We start from the raw sequence: 16,777 nt of genomic DNA on the forward strand, positions 1-16,777 counted from the left end.
AGGATAGTGCTCAAAATGCTAGCAGCACAAGGTAACTGGAAGGGCAGAACCGTAAAGGGGGTCATTTACGCAATCCTGTTTGATTTTTATTTTTTTTTGCTTACGATCTTTAGAAGAAGTCCTTCTTGTTCATTACACGCCAAAACTTGACAGTCAGAGGTTTAGCGTCTTTTTTCATGATAATATCTTCAAGCTTCGAGGAAACCTGAATGCCCGGAAGCATAGAATCATTTGTGAAAAAATTGCAGGCCGAAGGTGTTGACGCCGGCAAGGAAGCCGCTGAGAAAATTATAGAGGATGCAAGAAACGAGGCGGGAAAAATAATCGCCAGTGCTGAAGCCGAGGCGGAACGAATTGCCGCCAAAGCCAAAAATGACGCAGACAGCTATTTTTCCCGAATGCAAACCGAGCTGGAATTCGCCGTACGTGATTCAATTCTGAAACTTCGTGAGACCATAACCCAAATACTCTCCTCAACACTTACCCGAAAAATCGACAAACATCTATCCAATCCGGATTATCTCGTCAGGATCATAAAGGAAGTTATTATCGCGTATGCCAAATCCGATGCGGCACAACAGGCCTGCATGGAAATTAACATTTCAGATACGATGGATGATGAATTCAAAAACAGCCTCATCAAGGACATTTTGCAGAATATCGACCAGGAACACGAGAGGATAAAGTTTCAAGCCACGCTTTCCAAAGCGGGGTTCGAATATACTATCGATGGCGCGACTGTTGAGGTGAGCCCCGAATCCGTGGCGGAACTGATTTCGGAAATGGTCGGCCCTGTTCTTCAGGAAATGATCGACAGGGTTGTTGATGACAGTGAAAAAGCATGAAAAGAAAAAAATGAAGCGATATTTTTATCTTTTATGTGTTCTTCCCGGACTAAAAAAAATCGATGATCCGCCGCCTGTCACCCAAAAAGAGTTATTGGCCGTGGTGGAAAAATCCCAGGGACCATTGGAGATCGTTCGTTCGCTTCTGTTAAATCATGACCTTCTTCAGCGGGATGCGGTCATTGCCGGTGAAATTGAGCCTGAACAAACAGACTTGGTCGTTCTTTCTCTCAAACAGGCCAAATCGGAACCCCCCCTGCCGGAGCTTCCGGTTTCCATGCGGGAAGTTGAAAATGAATCCGGGAGTAATGTGAGCGCGGCTGATCCTGTCTGGCAACGCTATTTTCATCATGTGTCAAGAACCGCTAAAATGAACCACTCACATTTTCTGAAGTTCTGGGTGCAATTCGAGGTGGGGCTCCGTAATGCCCTGGCCAGGGAGAGGGCCACAGCCCTGCAACTCGATCCGCAACTGTATCTGGTGGCACCGGAATTGGAAGATGGAGCCATGACATTTGAAACCATTCTGGCCGAGTGGAAAGATGCATCGAATCCTTTGCAGGGCATGGAGGTCTTGGACAGAGCGCGCTGGAATCGGCTGACCGAACACGAACGATGGTATAGTTTCAGCAGCGACGAACTCGCTGCATATACGGCCAAACTGATGATTCTCCACAGATGGCGGCGGATTGCCGGAAATAATCATAAAGACAACCGATAACATGGGAACAGAAAGTGTGGAAGGACAAATTGTTTCCGTATACGGAAACATGGTCGTTGCCGAGACCACCGGACGGGTCGTCAAAAATGCCATTGCCTACTGCAACCGTTCCGATGGAGCCAGACTCCTGGGTGAGATTATTCGGGTGCGCGGCAACATGGCAGATCTTCAGGTTTTCGAAGAGACCAGAGGACTGCGGGTCGGGGATATTGTCGATTTTCAGGAAACAATGGTATCCGCGGTCTTGGGACCGGGTCTTCTGGGACAGATATACGACGGACTTCAAAATCCTCTGCCGCGGTATGCGGAAAAAACGGGTTATTTTCTCACACCCGGCACCTCATTATATCCGTTGGATATCGAGCGGAAATGGGAATGGAAGCCTTGCGTAAAAGCCGGCGATACGGTTTTTGCCGGTGATTCACTTGGGACCGTTCCCGAAAGGATTTTCCAACACCCCATCATGGTGCCTTTCAGTTGGGCGGGGGAACTGGAAGTGGAATGGATCGCCGGGGCAGGAGAACACACCATTGAGGAAAAAATCGCCACACTGACCGACATGGAAGGGAAGCGACAAGATGTCAAAATGCGACAGGATTGGCCGGTCAAACGTCCTTTATGTTTTGCCCGGGAACGCCTGATGCCTTCGGAGCCACTGGTCACCCGCATACGCATCATCGATTCCATGTATCCTGTTTCCCTTGGTGGAACCTATTGTATTCCAGGCCCATTCGGCGCCGGCAAAACCGTGCTTCAACAGATCACCTCCCGGCATGCGGAAATCGATATTGTCGTTTTTACAGCATGTGGGGAGCGTGCCGGGGAAATTGTGGACACGATCCGTGAATTTCCCGAACTGAATGATCCCTGTACGGGTCGGAGCCTGATGGAAAGGACTATCATTGTCTGTAATACTTCCGCAATGCCGGTGGCGGCCAGGGAAGCCTCCGTATATACCGGTATCACGCTGGCTGAATATTACCGCCAGGCCGGTTTACATGTTCTACTCTTGGCGGATTCCACAAGCCGTTGGGCCCAGGCACTGAGAGAACTATCCGGGAGGTTGGAGGAAATTCCTGGGGAGGAAGCATTCCCAGCATACCTGGAAAGCCGGATTGCCGGATTTTACGAACGTGCCGGCATGATTCGCCTCAGAAACGGGAAAGAGGCCTCTGTGACCATCGGTGGAACCGTCAGCCCGGCAGGGGGCAACTTCGATGAACCCGTCACCCAGGCGACGCTGAAAGTGGTGGGTGCATTTCATGCACTTAGCCGTGAACGAAGTGATGCACGACGTTATCCGACCATAGATCCCCTGGAGAGCTGGAGTAAATACCCCGGCATTATTGGACCGGAAAAAGCTCGACCGACTCGCTCCCTGCTCCGGCGGGGTGATGAGATTCGACAAATGATGACCGTCGTGGGAGAAGAAGGGACAAGCGTCAAGGACTTTACCATCCTACTCAAAAGTGAATTCGTCGACTCCTCCTATCTGCAACAGAACGCCTTTGACGATGTTGACGGGGCAACTTCCCGCGAGAGGCAGCAGTTCGTTTTTGAAAAGATACTTGAAGTAATCAACCTTGATTTCGCTTTCGAGGAAAAAGATGAAGCAAGAACCATCATGATGAGAATCGGAAATCTTTTCAGGGACTGGAACTACGCGCCATGGGATCCGGATGTTGTCGAGGCGGTTGAAAACAGGCCACAAGATGACCATTCCGGTCACATAAAGGAAAATGGGGGTAGGGCTGACAAAACGGAAAAGGATCAGGAAAAGAACAGGCATATTGTTCAACATCAGGGCCGTAAATATGATCGGGGCGAATTCGGCAAAATTCTCAAAAAGATAAATGATTTTATCAAAAACACCGGCAGGATGCAGAGTGGAAAAGGGGAAGAGGCTATTGACTGGCCGTCCAGCCACCGCTTTGAAATGGCCAAGACCATGAAAACCGATGAGAGGCCCAGGAGCAGGCAAACACTTTCGGGAAGAACCGAGGGTGAAGAAAATAATCGTTCATCGAAGCAATGAGATCATACCGTGAAAAAGATATTTGATAAAATCACCCGCATTGCCGGAAACGTGGCGACTGTTAAGGCAAAAGGTGTGGGATATGAAGATCTCGCTGTGATCACCACGGCTTTTGGTCCGTCCCTGGCCCAGGTGATCCGGCTGGATCATGACGAGGTCAGTCTTCAGATTTTTGCCGGGACTGAAGGCATTTCCAATGGTGACCGTGTTCATTTTCTGGGGCACCCCATGCAGGTGTTGTTCACAGATGCGATGTTTGGCCGGGTTTTTAACGGATCAGGCAAACCTCGCGACAAACGGCCGGGGATCGAGAGCGTGAAAGTGGAAATCGGTTCCCCCGCCGTAAACCCGGTCAAAAGACGGCGTCCCAATAAAATGATCCACACGGGTATTCCCATGATCGATGTTTTCAATACCCTGGTGGAATCGCAAAAGCTGCCCATTTTTTCGGTTGCCGGCGAGCCGTATAACGAATTGCTGGGCCGGGTAGGCCTCCAGGCGGATGCGGACATTATTGTTCTTGGTGGCATGGGGCTGAGGCATGATGACTATTTGAAATTACGTCGGTTGTTTGAAGAAAGCGGCGTTCTGGGAAAGACCATCATGTTCATTCACACCGCCGCTGATCCTGTTGTCGAATGTTTAATGGTTCCGGACCTTTGTCTGGCTGTTGGAGAGCAGTTTGCTCTCCGGGGGAAAAGAGTGTTGACCTTGCTGACCGATATGACCGCCTTTGCGGATTCGCTGAAGGAAATCGCCGTCACCATGGAACAGGTTCCTTCCAACCGGGGATATCCGGGAGACCTTTATACGCAGATGGCCAGACGATATGAGAAGGCCGTTGATTTTGACAATGCCGGTTCCATGACGGTGCTTGCCTGTGTTACCATGCCCGGTGATGATGTAACCCACCCGATACCCGATAATACGGGGTATATCACCGAAGGGCAAATCTACCTGCGAAATCATCGCATCGAACCATTCGGTTCATTATCACGCCTTAAACAGCTGGTGAACGGTAAAACCCGTGACGATCACCGGGCAATCATGGATGCCTGTATTCAACTCTATGCCCAATGTGATGACAGTCGAGAAAAGAAAGAGATGGGTTTCGAAATGACCCCATGGGATCAAAAGCTGCTGAAATACGGTAATATTTTTGAACAACAGATTACGGATCTCAGTGTCAACGTCCCACTTTTTGACGCCTTGGACAGATGCTGGGAAATTCTTGCACAATGCTTTGAACCCGAAGAAACGGGAATCCGGCAAGCCGTTTATCAAAAACACTGGCCGAGGGAAATCTCTGCGGCAGCATCTTCGGATCACGTAACCGATCATCAAGGATTGCAATAAATTCAATAACCTGAGACGTGTAAGTGTTCCAAGGTGACAATCAGTTGGGGTGAGCAAGATGCCGAAGCCGAGAAAAAAAACCAAACTGACTCGGGCAGAGTTGCGACAACAACGAAGCGCTCTTGAACGTTTCGAAACCTATCTTCCCTTGCTTCAACTCAGAGAGCAGCTGCTGCAATCCGCAGTCCTTGAGGTCGAGAAAGAGTATCAGGCCCTCAAAGAAACTTTCGATGCCCTGGATACAAAAATTACCACATACAGTGCCGTTTTTAAAGACATTTCCGGAGTCAATGCAGACGCCTTGTCGGAACCGGAAGATATAAAGACCGTGCTGACCAATATCGCTGGTATAAAAGTGCCGGAATTTATATCCGCCGTATTTCCGAAGGCCGAATACAGCCTGTTCGCCACTGCTTCCTGGGTTGACCAGGCATTATCGGACCAACGTGAGAAAAAATTGAGTGGCTTACAACTTGAAATTCTGGAAACCAGACTCTCCACGCTTAGGGCAGAGTTAAAAAAAGTAGTGCAACGGGTCAATGTGTTTGAAAAAATAATCATCCCGGAATCTAAAGAGAACATCAGGCGCATTCGAATAGCACTGAGTGATAGAATGACCGCCGCCGTAGCCCGAGCAAAGATTGCCAAAGAAAAAACCCAGGAACGGAAAAAAAGCTGACTTGGGGGGATCCGCATGATCGTAAAAATGTCCAAAGTCTTCATCGCAACCCGCATAGCCGACAGAGACAGGATATTGAATCTGCTGGGCAAAATGAACATCATGCATCTGGAGCCTGTCCATCCGGAAGATACCCTTGCTGACGAAAGCACCATCAAATCGTTTAACGACCTCTCTCTTGCGGTGCAAATCCTGTCGTCTTTCAAGCCATCCGGCGCCGCATTTTTCCAAAATCCAGTTGCTGCCGCACGAGAGGCCATCGGCCTCCATAGGTCCATATCGGAAAATCGACATCGTCTTCTCGAATTACATCAGAGGATCAGGGAACTGGAAATCTGGGGCAATGTCAGTTTGAGTCAACTTGCGGATCTTCTCAACAACGGCGTCGAGGTTGAGTTTTACACACTTTCTCGGAAAAAAGCAGATAATATCCGGGCCGAATGTGTTGAAATTCTAAGCACCTTGCCCGGGGAAAAATTGCTGGTGGCTATTGTTGACCGACGCGGCCAACTCAAAATGCCGGAGGAGGCTGAAGCTTTACCGTTTCCGTCGAGGGATCGACCATCGTGTCTTGCCGAGGCCCAAAAGATCGAAATCGAATTACAACAAAGCTATGATCGCCTGTCGCAGCTTGCCGCCCTGGCCGTGGCCATGCGGAAGGAACAGACACGTCTGGCCGGAGAGATCACGTATGTCAAGGCGCAACGAAGCGGAATGAGCCAGGGGAAAATCTTTGCTCTCCAGGGATGGTTGCCGGCGGAAAAAGCCGATACAATCGAATCGCACCTGGCCGGGAGTAATTTATATGCTGCTGTCCGCATAATGCCGGTGGGAGCGGACGATATGCCTCCCACTTTAATTCACTATCCTTCCTGGACAAAGCCGATCAAGGGTTTCTTCGACATACTCGGCATTCTGCCCGGATATCGTGAGATCGACCTTTCTCCTTCTTTTATGCTGGCGATGCCGGTTTTTACGGCGATGCTGATCGGTGATGCGGGTTACGGCCTGTTGATTTTTCTTGCCGGTCTGTTTTTCCGCAACAGGATAGTGCATGCCGCGGGCAAGTCTGCAACACAACTCATGATGGTGTTCGGTTTGGCAACCTTGACGTGGGGCATACTCACCGCCAACTATTTTGGGATTACACCGGAGACCTTGTGGAAGGCAGGAGAGTATGGCCAATTTCCCGGAACAGATGTCCCTGTTGATCATAAGGCCTTTTGGCAAAGTTCTGGAATCTGCAGCCTGATCGCAGGAATAATGAGCGAGGTTGGTATCCTCTGGAGAGAGGACCCGAGTGCGGCAAGGTTTATAGTCATGAAGGTTTCTCTCGTTGTGGGGTGTCTTCATCTGTTCCTGGCGCGGCTTCGGAGAATGGTGGCCCTTTTCCCCGACCAGCGGGCTTTGGCCGAGATCGGATGGCTCATCATCATCGCCGATATGCTGGTTGTCACATGGTACCTGCTGTTTATCGGGGTGGAACATACTCCGATGGCTGTATGGTTGTTTCTCGGGGGGGGGATGTTCATTGCCGCGTGTTTCGGAAAGCCGGATAAAAACCCGGCAAAGCGGTTTCTGGTGGGAGTATTTTCCGCAATACTTCCCCTTTTAAACACCTTCACCGATACAATGAGCTATCTCCGTCTTTTTGCCGTCGGGCTTTCCAGCTATTATATTTCTTCGGCTTTTAACGCCATGGGATTGCAGATTGCGGAAGCGGCAACATGGTTTGCCGCGGTACCCATATTGATTCTCGGCCATGGACTCAATATCGCGCTTGTAACCATTGCCATCTTTGCCCATGGTATTCGATTGAATATACTGGAATTTTCAAATCATGCCGGTGTCCAATGGGACGGGTATCCCTATCGCCCCTTTGCCATCAATCAACGATCTGCTTTCGGAGAGGATATACAATGACAATCATCGAATTTATCGGGCAACTATCAATCGGATTGGTCATGATCGGTGCAACCATTGGCAGTGCTGTCGGAATCGGAGCAGTAGGGCAAGCGGCAGCGGGAGCTTGGGAAAAAGAGGCCAGGGAGGGAAAAGCACTTAATTTTTCATATATTATCCTGATGGGCATGCCTTTGTCCCAGACCATTTACGGATTCATTCTCGTGCTCGTGGGCCTTACCCCTCTTGTTACGGGAGATAACCCTGTTACCGACGTTCATGCCGGCACACTCCTGGGTGTCGGGCTTGCAGGGGGATCGGCCGAATTTTTCAGCGCCTGGATGCAAGGGCTGATCGGGGCCGCCGCCTGTCGGGCCTTATCCGAGGGAGGGGGCAAAGGACTGGTGTTTATGATCATCGCCATGGGCATCGTGGAAACAATAGGCCTCTTCGGGTTTGTATTTCTGCTTATGGTACTGCCCTAAAAAGCACTCAAAATGCAAGCAGCACAAGGGTCATGGCTCCGGCGAGCAGACCATAAAGCAGAAAGGGCAGTATGTTTTTGCGCAGGACGATCCCCTCCATACCGAATAAGCCGACGACGGCTCCAACCGCCACGATATTGTGGATGCAGATCATATTTCCCATGGCCCCGCCCACCACCTGGGCGGCAATGATGATATCCCGGCGGAAACCAAGTTCTGTTGCCACTCCCCATTGAAATTCGGCAAAAAGCAAATTGGAGACGGTGTTGGAACCGGTAATGAAAGAACCTACTCCGCCGACAAAGGCTGCCGCAACCGGCCAGGCGCTGCCGACCAGACCGGCTATGGCCTGGGCCATGGCAATCGGCATGGAGAGATAGGCATGAGGATTCAGTAATTCGTCCTGAATGCCGGTACCCCGAAAAATCGAAACGATTGCCACGGCAAAGAGCAATGCAATAGTCGGGTTTTTTATGGCCCTGAATGAGTCTTTCCAGGCCTGGACGGCATGTCCGGCAGGCATGGCATGCAGCCATACCGTCAGCAGCGCCACCACGGTAAAGGGGAGCAAGCCGGGAAGATAGAGATAGGGAATAGCCGCATCAACCGTTGGAAAGCCGAGAATATCCACAAAATCAATGGATCTGGCGGAGAGAAAGCCCTTGAGGCCAAATTGCGGAAGACGGGTGAAAACCAGGATCAGACCAATCAGCACATAGGGGCTCCAGGCCCGAAGCTGGCTCATATGCTCCTTGGGCAGCTCCAGGCTCTGTGGCGGCAGGATACCGGTCCAGTTCGCTGGCCACTTTTCTGCAGGTCCGAAGGAAAATGACTGTCTTGGCAGGAAAAATCCGCGTTTCACACCCCAGACAACGATTATCAGGGCCAGAAGGGAGCCGACCAAAGAGGGAAATTCCGGCCCCACATAACAGGCCAGGAGAAGATAAGGAACCAGGAAGGAACAGGAGGCGAACAGACAGAAGCGCCAGGCCGAAAAGCCCTCACGCCAGCTGCGCCGTGGCGAGAAGTGGCGGCTGAGAAATCCGCACATGAAGAGCGGCAGCAGCATGATCATCGGCACATGGATCAAGGCCACCAGTCGGCCCACCTGATGATTGAAGGAGGCCACATCGTTAAAGGGCAACCCGGGGGTACCGGCTTTGACGGCATCGACAACCAGAGGCTGCAGGTATTCAAGTCCGAGAAAAATCGGTGTACCCACCGCCGCAAAGGGCACCGGCACAGTATTGAGCACAAGGCAGACCAGGGCAGCTGCAAGCGGAGGAAATCCGAGGAGCATGAGTAATGGAGCCGCCAAGGCTGCCGGGGTTCCGAAACCGGCTGCACCTTCAATAAAAGCCCCGAAAAGAAAGGCGATGATTACCAGCTGGACCCGCGGGTCGGGCGACAGACGATGGAAGCCGGCCTGAATTGTCTCCATGCCGCCACTGTACTTGAGGGTGTAGAGCAGAACTATAGCCCCAAAGACAATGATGAGCAGATTAAAGGCGATTACAAAACCCTGCAGGGTCAGGGCGGCGATATACAGGGGAGTTGTCTTCCAGACCAGAAGAGCTCCTGCCACGGTTGCCAGCCAGGCAACCGGCATGGCGAAGGTAGCCGGTTTGCGCAGGCCGACCATCAGGAACAAGGCGACCAGGATCGGTACAACGGCAACGATTGCCAGAATTCCATTAGACATGATGTGCTCTCTGATTAGTGTGGTCGGTGATTTTTTGCTCGATAAAGCGTTCATAATCCAATCTGCTGCAGGTGATGTGCAGGCGCGCCAACCTCCTTGCTTCTTCCTGGTCACCGGCACGTATTGCTTCGAGAAGGGGAAGGTGCGCCGCCAGCACGGCCGGGGGATTGTTTGTCTGTTTCACAAAGCCGCGAAGGAAGAGGTGGATATGAGAAATCAGCGCCTCATGCATGGAAGCAAGAAAGGGGCTGCAGGCAAACGCGGCCAACTGCTGATGAAATTTCAAGTCGATATCGGCTATCTCTTCCCAGGGCGTTTCCATGGTCACCTCCTGGTCGAGCAGCTCTTCGAGGCGGCGCAGATCTCCGGTTGTGCGCCGCTGTGCCGCAAGACCGGCGAGTTCGCTTTCCAGCATGGTCCGAGCCTCGACAAACTCCGCCAGTCGTTGCGGATCGTCAAGGGCGAAATGAGGGATCAGCACATTTTTTAAGGCCGAACTTTTCACCCGGTCCTGGACATATGTTCCCCGCCCGTGAGCAGTGGCAATGATTCCCATGGCATTCAGCCTGCTCAGCGCCTCCCGCAGCGCCAATCTGCCTACCCCGAACTCCATCTGCAAGCGGCGTTCGCTCGGCAGTTTCGATCCAGGAGGATAGATTCTGTCATGAATCCGCCCGGTCAATAGATTGACCACCGCCTCTACGGTCGATGTTTTCTTAATTAATACCAATGATTTCCTCTTTCCCGAACAATTTAACTGAAGGCTGCCTTATAAAAAAAACCGTTCTCTTATACTACTCATCATACCAGTTGTCAAGAAATATCAATTCCTGATCAGGTTTGCAACTCAACTATGATTGTCATCGGGAGACGGATCGGAGTCTGCCTTTACCTGAATTTTAGGGCCCTTCCGGATGTAGCGCAATTTTGCACCACACTTTGAAAAGAATGCCCTGAAGGCAATCTATCTTTTGATGCTGCAAAGAAGCTTCAAATTGTTGGGGTTCGCTGCGCTCACCGTCAATCTATCCTTGCAAAATTCGTTTGTGGCAGTCCGGTAAGTTGGTACTAACGCCAGGAAGTCCAACGCTTTAGCTCGCCGCCATCCTGATAATTGTTCTATATGGCAGGTTATTGCTTTGCCTCCCGAGCAGCTCGTATACAAAAAAACAATGTAAAAAAAAAACCGGGGGGGTAGTCACTCTGTGATAACCCGGGTATGGCATAATGGATTTGAAAGCTGAGGGTTGTTGTCGCAGGCCAATATTAGAAGGAGTAAGTGTAATGAATTTAGAAAATGAACATAAACTGTTTGAGGAATTTCCCGATCTATTCAAAAAAGATTTACTGTCTCGTGGATTTGAGTGCCAGGATGGTTGGTTTGCTTTGCTTTATGAACTTGCAGGGCAATTGGAAAATTATCTCGCCGGTAACAAGGGTTGTGAAAAGCCGCAAATCCTTATGGTCAGGCAGCAGATGGGTGAACTGAGAGTCGATGTCTTTGGAGGTGACCAGGTTATTCTTAGAATGATTCGCCAAACGCAGGATAAAGCCAGGGCTGTTTGTGAATTAGATGGTGAACCTGCAATTGGATTATTTGTCTGCGCTCCATATTGGTACCGGTGTCTCTGTAGAAAATGTGCAGAATTACATGATTGCATGGATATTGAAGACTTGCGGCATGAAGACTCCACGGTTGCCATTATCAATGAACTTCACTTGAAAGAAATCAATTTATCGGAAGAACTTTTTCTTTAAAGCTTTTTATTGCGGAGGTGCCGACATGTTATCTCAATCAAAAGCAAATGAGCTGAATACTCTTTTTGGAATCGAATTCAATGACTATGCTGAGCGACAATCGGGTAAATGGACTTGTCCGCTATCCGAAGAAATTATCGGAGATTATTTTATTATTCCCCTGATCTCGGCGAAGATGCTTAAATCTGAAGGCTACCTGATGGATAATTGCTGCCGCGACTATCTTGAATTATGCGAAGTGCAGAAATATCGGATATTTTCAATGCGAAACCTGTCAGATGAACGTGTCGCAACCCTGGGGCTGAGGAATGACAATGGATATTGGTGCTTTGACCAATGTTTTGGACCATCAAATGCAGATGTGCTGGAAGAAACCATCGAATATCTGGATGAGGATGCTGAGCTGCAGACTGAGGTACTTCCGAGCGACCTGTACTATGTGGCTCATGAAGTAGTGAGATTGATGAATGCTGGTCATGGCAGCCATTAGTGTTTGGCTTCTGCAAAGCCACTGCAATTAGCTCCTTTTCCAGTTGTGGTATTTTTCAAGCCAGGCAAGCAATTTTTGCGGGGCATGGGCGCGCTTCCATTCTCCTGCCGCGTATTTATTGGCTTCGGCAAGAGTCGGATAGGTGTGGATGGTGCCCAGAATCTTGTTCAAGCCGAGTCCCTGCTTCATGGCCAGGACGAATTCGGCAAGAAGGTCGCCCGCATGTTCACCGACGATGGTCACTCCGAGGATCCGATCTTTTCGGGGGACGGTGAGCACCTTGACAAAACCATGGACGGCACTGTCGGCAATGGCCCGATCAAGATCGGCCATATTAAAACGGGTGACCTCCACCTCGATATTCTTCTCATGTGCCTCCTGCTCGTTGAGGCCTACCCGCGCAACTTCCGGATCTATGAAAGTGGTCCAGGGGATAACTGAATAATCCACTTTGAATTTCCAGAATTCCCCAAACAGGGCATTCACCGCGGCGTACCAGGCCTGATGGGCGGCAGTATGGGTAAACTGAAAGGGACCTGCCACATCTCCGGCGGTGAAAATATTGGGATAGAGAGTTTCCAGATATTCATTGGTTGCCACGGTACGTTCCGTGGGGATGCCGAGATCCTCGAGGCCGTAGCCCTGCAGTCTGGCGACTCTGCCGACCGCGCAGATAAGAGCATCAAATTCGAGGCGGAGCTCCTGCCCCTGATGTTCGAGGACGATGAATTTCCGCTCCCCCTCACGTTCGCAGCGCAGGGCCTTGTGGCCGGTCATCACCTGCACACCGTCCCGGGCCAGAGATGCCTTGGCACTTGCTGAAACCTCCTCATCCTCCCTGGCCAGAATCCTGGCGCCCATCTCTATCTGCCACACCTGCGAATCCAGTCTGGCAAAGGCCTGGGACAATTCGCAGCCGATCGGGCCGCCGCCCAGCACCACCAGTCTCCGGGGCGCCTCGTCCAGGGCGGCAAAAGAATCCCACAGGGTATCGCTGGTAAGGTAACCCACATCATCGAGACCGGGCAGCGGTGGTATAAAAGGTCGTGCCCCCGTAGCGATGACGATGGCGCGGGAGGTTAAACGTCTGGTTCCGCCGTCATTGAGCTGAACTTCCACAGTCCAGGGATCCACCAGTCTGGCGTAGCCAGAAAGAACCTCGACCCCAAGTCCGGTGTAGCGTTCGATACTGTCATGCGGCTCGATGGTGGCGATTACCTGGTGAATCCTGGCCATCACTCTACGAAAGCTGAAATTGGGCGTACTTGCCTCAAGACCGTAATCGTCACCATGGCGGATACGATGGGCAAGTTTGGCGGTTTTTATCAACGCCTTGCTCGGTACGCAGCCATAGTTGAGGCAGTCACCGCCCATTTTTTCCGCCTCGATGAGTGTCACCTTGGCCTTGACAGCTGCGCCGATATAGGCACTGACCAGGCCTGCCGCACCTGCTCCAATTACTATTAGATTGCGGTCGAAGGCCGCCGGTTTTGTCCACTGTGAGTAGACTCGGCGCTTTTTGATAAAATCGACGATTTTCTTGCCGATCAGGGGAAAGATACCGAGGATGGCAAAGGATATCATTAACGAGGGCGACAGTATGCCGCTGAGACTGTTGATCTGGGCAAGCTGCGTGCCTGCATTGACATACACGACGGTACCTGCCAGCATACCAACCTGGCTGACCCAGTAGAAAGTCCAGGTGCGGATAGGTGTCAAAGCCATCAGCAGGTTGATCAGAAAGAAAGGGAATACAGGGATTAGGCGCAGGGTAAAAAGATAGAAGGCTCCTTCCCGCTTGATGCCTTTATTGATGATATTGAGCCGATCGCCGAAACGACTCTGAACGGTATCACGCAGAACGAAGCGGGCGACGAGAAAAGCAAGGGTCGCCCCGATCGTTGAGGCAAAGGAAACAATGACAACTCCCAATGTCAGCCCGAAAAGGGCTCCCGCCGCAAGGGTCAGCACTGCGGCACCGGGCAGGGAAAGCGTGGTAGCTGCAATATAGAATGCCATAAAGCCAAAAGTTAATGACAGGGGCGCATCGCTGGCCCAGTCGTCCAGCCAGGCCCGGACTTCCTTGATCCCTTCCAGGGTCAGGTAGCGATCCACATCGAAAAACCAGAAGGCGGCGAGTCCAATTACAATGAAACCGACAATGAGATATTTTTTCATAATTATCATTCAATTGCTGCTCCGGTCTGCCGGAGTAGGGTTATCTGGGAACAGCATACCTTGTCTGAGCTGTCGTTGCACTGGGGTTCTTTTCAGGTGGAAGGGAACAACAGGTCAGCAGAGAAAAGAGGAAGTGAACTATAACGGCCGGGCTGTTGGCCCCAGATGAAAAAAACGGAAGAGTTCGATAGTTCAGCTATAGCATAAATTTCTGAGCGGTGTTCTCAATCCCGATTCTGTTTCCATTGATATTTTTGACAATATAGCGTCCTTCAGCAAAAATCGACTTATTCCAGGAGCACTTTAAATATACTTGTTCGCCTTTTCTGATCCCTCGGCCTCCTCCCGCTGCAACATCTATGCTTATCCCTCCGGGAGAAATGTCATGGACATCGGCCGAAATCTCTTTCCCGTTCAACAGCGTCATGGTTATTTTGCCGCTCTGCTGTTCACGCCGCTGCACTCTGCGATTAAGGGCACACCGGGAGAGAGTGCTGCATTTGTAACATCTAATCACTCTGGTGCGGACATTTGGAGCAACAGCAAGGCTTCTTCTGGTTTTACATTCTCCGCATGTAAATAATATCCGGTTGTTTTTTACCTGGTAGAGTTTGGTTCTTGCCATTATTATCCTCTATCGAAGAGTTGAGAGACCATTTATTTTTCTTATGGATGCTCATGTGAGTAGGTGGTTCGTCAGGTTTTGATTGAAGAATGGCTCAGAATTGCTTGTTTTTAAAGTATATGTTTAAATTATTTGATAAACAAGAGCAAGTATTGATTACTTTTATCGTATTCTCTTCCATAAGCAAAAAATCTCCCAGTTATATCCATTCAATGGATGATAGTGTATTTTCAGCACAAAGAAGTGGAGTGGCAGCAGTTTTGAGTTATATAGAAGGAACAAGACAATGACAGGTGGGATTTTTGCCGTACTCGATGATATCGCAGTCCTTCTCGATGATGTAGCTTTAATGGGCAAGCTGGCAGCCAAAAAAACAGCGGGTATTTTGGGCGATGATCTGGCGGTCAATGCCGAAAAGGCTACAGGTTTTCCAGCGTCACGGGAATTGCCGGTTCTCTGGGCTATTACCAAGGGCTCTTTTGTCAATAAACTGATTATCCTGCCGCTGGCGTTTCTGCTGAGTGGTTATGCGCCATGGCTGATCGTGCCGATACTCCTGCTGGGTGGTGTCTATCTGAGTTATGAGGGTATTGAGAAGGTCTGGCATATGATTGCACCTAGACCTCATGCTGCACCGTCAGTGAAAAAGATCAGCGATAAGGCGGAACTGCTCAGGATGGAAAAGACGAAGATACAATCGGCGGTGCGAACCGACTTTATCCTCTCGATAGAGATTATTATGATTGCGCTGGGCACCATGATGGAACACTCTCTGCTGCTTCAGGTTCTGGTGGTCAGTCTGATCGCCATTCTCGCGACTGTCGGGGTGTATGGGCTGGTAGCAATTCTGGTGCGTATGGATGATATCGGTTTTCATCTGATTGCCCAGGCCACCAGGATGCGCGGGCGCTGGGCGCAAATGGTCGAATGGTCGGGGTTGTTGATGGTCGCCTCTTTGCCGAAGATTATTCGTGCCCTGGGCATTATCGGAACAGTGGCAATGCTGCTTGTCGGCGGGGGAATGTTTACCCATAATATCCATATCCTGCATCAGATTCTAGATTTCATGCCGTTGTTTCTCGCCAATCTGCTCATGGGAGCGGTGGTTGGCGGAGTGGCGCTGGCAGTATCAAAAGTTGTACAAAAGGGTAATAGCAGTAAAAAGGCCGGTTAGGGGATAAAAAAGAATCAGATGAAAGCTTTTTTTTACCCCGCTTCCGGCTTCATTTGTAACTATTGAGGTTGATCCTCATTATTTGGGCAACCACCTGTCTGTAACTGTTTAGAGGTAAGCACCCTGACTGGCATAAACTCCGACTCCGGGTGTGCTGCTATATAGTTACCTTCATTTCACAAATTATAACTATAGGAATAGTGGGTTCCGGGTCTGTCGGTCGATCAGATATGGTTCACATTAAAAGCTTCGCTCCAGCCTTCTATAAGCTTGTTGGTTCGATTGGTGAGGCGATTTGAAATAATCTCCGCCAGTCGTTCCATGAAGGGATATCCAACCTCGGGATGTTGGATGAAAAAATTCCTGAGGGTGCCTGCTGGAAAGGCGAAGACTTTAGTTGGTTCGACGCAGACGGCTTTAGAGGTGAAATTCCCTGCCGGAGTGAGAGCGGACCATCCGAAGATTTCGCCGGGTTCTATGGAATCGACAGCAATTTCCCTTTCGACTATTTCGGTTTTGGTGCGTGTGTAATCTTCAAAATGAACATCTGCTTTCAATATCTGATCACTTGCTATAAGCCGAAGTTCCACTTCTCCACTGAGTACACCGTAAAACTTATCGGCTTTCTCTTTCTCCCGAAAAACCGTGTCATCGGCATTGAATTCCAGGACCTCGAGATATTGGGCGATTTCCAATAAATTATTTCGTGAGAAATCTGAAAAAATAGAAAAATCTGCAATCAATTCCGGGGTACCCATACTCTACCTCTTCAATGTAAAAGTTCATTTTAACAGCAGCCTGTTAATGCGTGGCTCCCACCCGTCTCC

General features: G+C 50.2%; 15 protein-coding genes. 10 read left to right on the forward strand and 5 right to left on the reverse strand.

Translation table 11 applies throughout. The features are described 5' to 3' along the window. Nucleotides 1–209 precede the first annotated feature (209 nt). From JWG88_RS07940 to JWG88_RS07970, 7 genes are read left to right on the forward strand one after another with little or no spacing between them, the layout of a single operon-like run. Nucleotides 210–845 (forward strand): hypothetical protein, encoded by a 636-nt coding sequence (locus tag JWG88_RS07940; RefSeq protein WP_205233165.1) that lies wholly within the window; start codon nt 210–212, stop codon nt 843–845. Then, entirely contained in the window at nt 826–1,566 is a 741-nt protein-coding gene (locus tag JWG88_RS07945) for a DUF2764 family protein (RefSeq protein WP_205233166.1), read from the forward strand. The genes JWG88_RS07940 and JWG88_RS07945 overlap by 20 nt, the downstream gene beginning before the upstream one ends. A gap of 16 nt (nt 1,567–1,582) precedes the next feature. Then, nucleotides 1,583–3,601, forward strand: coding sequence for a V-type ATP synthase subunit A (locus JWG88_RS07950; RefSeq protein ID WP_205233167.1), 2,019 nt, complete (start codon nt 1,583–1,585; stop codon nt 3,599–3,601). Between the two features lie 9 nt (nt 3,602–3,610). Then, nucleotides 3,611–4,957, forward strand: a complete 1,347-nt coding sequence (locus JWG88_RS07955) for a V-type ATP synthase subunit B (protein WP_205233168.1) — start codon at nt 3,611–3,613, stop codon at nt 4,955–4,957. Nucleotides 4,958–5,015: 58 nt separating this feature from the next. Further along, nucleotides 5,016–5,636: a V-type ATP synthase subunit D gene (locus tag JWG88_RS07960; RefSeq protein WP_205233169.1), complete on the forward strand. Its 621-nt coding sequence runs from the start codon at nt 5,016–5,018 to the stop codon at nt 5,634–5,636. Between the two features lie 15 nt (nt 5,637–5,651). Continuing rightward, nucleotides 5,652–7,559 (forward strand): V-type ATP synthase subunit I, encoded by a 1,908-nt coding sequence (locus JWG88_RS07965; protein ID WP_205233170.1) that lies wholly within the window; start codon nt 5,652–5,654, stop codon nt 7,557–7,559. Next, a complete protein-coding gene (locus JWG88_RS07970) occupies nt 7,556–8,023 on the forward strand; it encodes an ATP synthase subunit C-like protein (protein ID WP_205233171.1) in 468 nt (155 codons plus the stop codon). The genes JWG88_RS07965 and JWG88_RS07970 overlap by 4 nt, the downstream gene beginning before the upstream one ends. A gap of 7 nt (nt 8,024–8,030) precedes the next feature. Here the strand turns inward: JWG88_RS07970 and JWG88_RS07975 are convergent, their stop codons facing one another. Next, complete coding sequence (locus JWG88_RS07975; RefSeq protein WP_205233172.1) at nt 8,031–9,725, reverse strand: L-lactate permease; 1,695 nt, start codon at nt 9,723–9,725, stop codon at nt 8,031–8,033. Beyond that, the gene (locus tag JWG88_RS21895) at nt 9,718–10,455 is read right to left on the reverse strand and encodes a FadR/GntR family transcriptional regulator (protein WP_205233173.1); all 738 of its coding nucleotides are present in this window, start codon (nt 10,453–10,455) and stop codon (nt 9,718–9,720) included. Before JWG88_RS21895 ends, JWG88_RS07975 begins: the two co-directional genes overlap by 8 nt. 554 nt (nt 10,456–11,009) lie before the next feature. On the opposite strand from JWG88_RS21895, the gene JWG88_RS07985 reads away from it, so the two are divergent. Both JWG88_RS07985 and JWG88_RS07990 read left to right on the forward strand, forming a co-directional pair. Next, on the forward strand, nt 11,010–11,483 hold the full coding sequence (locus JWG88_RS07985) for a hypothetical protein (protein WP_205233174.1): 474 nt from the start codon (nt 11,010–11,012) through the stop codon (nt 11,481–11,483). A 25-nt stretch (nt 11,484–11,508) separates the two neighbouring features. Further along, nucleotides 11,509–11,973, forward strand: coding sequence for a PcfJ domain-containing protein (locus JWG88_RS07990; RefSeq protein ID WP_205233175.1), 465 nt, complete (start codon nt 11,509–11,511; stop codon nt 11,971–11,973). Nucleotides 11,974–12,000: 27 nt separating this feature from the next. Here the strand turns inward: JWG88_RS07990 and JWG88_RS07995 are convergent, their stop codons facing one another. Next, nucleotides 12,001–14,151, reverse strand: a complete 2,151-nt coding sequence (locus JWG88_RS07995) for a dihydrolipoyl dehydrogenase family protein (RefSeq protein WP_205233254.1) — start codon at nt 14,149–14,151, stop codon at nt 12,001–12,003. Between the two features lie 196 nt (nt 14,152–14,347). Continuing rightward, entirely contained in the window at nt 14,348–14,776 is a 429-nt protein-coding gene (locus tag JWG88_RS08000) for a hypothetical protein (protein ID WP_205233176.1), read from the reverse strand. Nucleotides 14,777–15,062: 286 nt separating this feature from the next. Between JWG88_RS08000 and JWG88_RS08005 the strand changes: the two genes are divergently transcribed. Beyond that, a complete protein-coding gene (locus JWG88_RS08005; RefSeq protein ID WP_205233177.1) occupies nt 15,063–15,950 on the forward strand; it encodes a DUF808 domain-containing protein in 888 nt (295 codons plus the stop codon). A 224-nt stretch (nt 15,951–16,174) separates the two neighbouring features. Here the strand turns inward: JWG88_RS08005 and JWG88_RS08010 are convergent, their stop codons facing one another. Then, the gene (locus tag JWG88_RS08010) at nt 16,175–16,708 is read right to left on the reverse strand and encodes a cyclic nucleotide-binding domain-containing protein (protein WP_205233178.1); all 534 of its coding nucleotides are present in this window, start codon (nt 16,706–16,708) and stop codon (nt 16,175–16,177) included. Nucleotides 16,709–16,777: the final 69 nt, after the last annotated feature.

This window comes from Desulfopila inferna, from assembly GCF_016919005.1.
In the GTDB taxonomy this organism is placed as follows: domain Bacteria; phylum Desulfobacterota; class Desulfobulbia; order Desulfobulbales; family Desulfocapsaceae; genus Desulfopila_A; species Desulfopila_A inferna.

Bases quoted from the DNA above. Each gene is read 5' to 3' on its own strand.
- JWG88_RS07940 (WP_205233165.1), top strand. From the start codon at position 210: ATGCCCGGAAGCATAGAATCATTTGTGAAAAAATTGCAGGCCGAAGGT.
- JWG88_RS07945 (WP_205233166.1), top strand. From the start codon at position 826: ATGACAGTGAAAAAGCATGAAAAGAAAAAAATGAAGCGATATTTTTAT.
- JWG88_RS07960 (WP_205233169.1), top strand. From the start codon at position 5,016: ATGCCGAAGCCGAGAAAAAAAACCAAACTGACTCGGGCAGAGTTGCGA.
- JWG88_RS07965 (WP_205233170.1), top strand. From the start codon at position 5,652: ATGATCGTAAAAATGTCCAAAGTCTTCATCGCAACCCGCATAGCCGAC.
- JWG88_RS07970 (WP_205233171.1), top strand. From the start codon at position 7,556: ATGACAATCATCGAATTTATCGGGCAACTATCAATCGGATTGGTCATG.
- JWG88_RS07975 (WP_205233172.1), bottom strand. From the start codon at position 9,725: ATGTCTAATGGAATTCTGGCAATCGTTGCCGTTGTACCGATCCTGGTC.
- JWG88_RS07985 (WP_205233174.1), top strand. From the start codon at position 11,010: ATGAATTTAGAAAATGAACATAAACTGTTTGAGGAATTTCCCGATCTA.
- JWG88_RS07990 (WP_205233175.1), top strand. From the start codon at position 11,509: ATGTTATCTCAATCAAAAGCAAATGAGCTGAATACTCTTTTTGGAATC.
- JWG88_RS07995 (WP_205233254.1), bottom strand. From the start codon at position 14,151: ATGAAAAAATATCTCATTGTCGGTTTCATTGTAATTGGACTCGCCGCC.
- JWG88_RS08000 (WP_205233176.1), bottom strand. From the start codon at position 14,776: ATGGCAAGAACCAAACTCTACCAGGTAAAAAACAACCGGATATTATTT.
- JWG88_RS08005 (WP_205233177.1), top strand. From the start codon at position 15,063: ATGACAGGTGGGATTTTTGCCGTACTCGATGATATCGCAGTCCTTCTC.
- JWG88_RS08010 (WP_205233178.1), bottom strand. From the start codon at position 16,708: ATGGGTACCCCGGAATTGATTGCAGATTTTTCTATTTTTTCAGATTTC.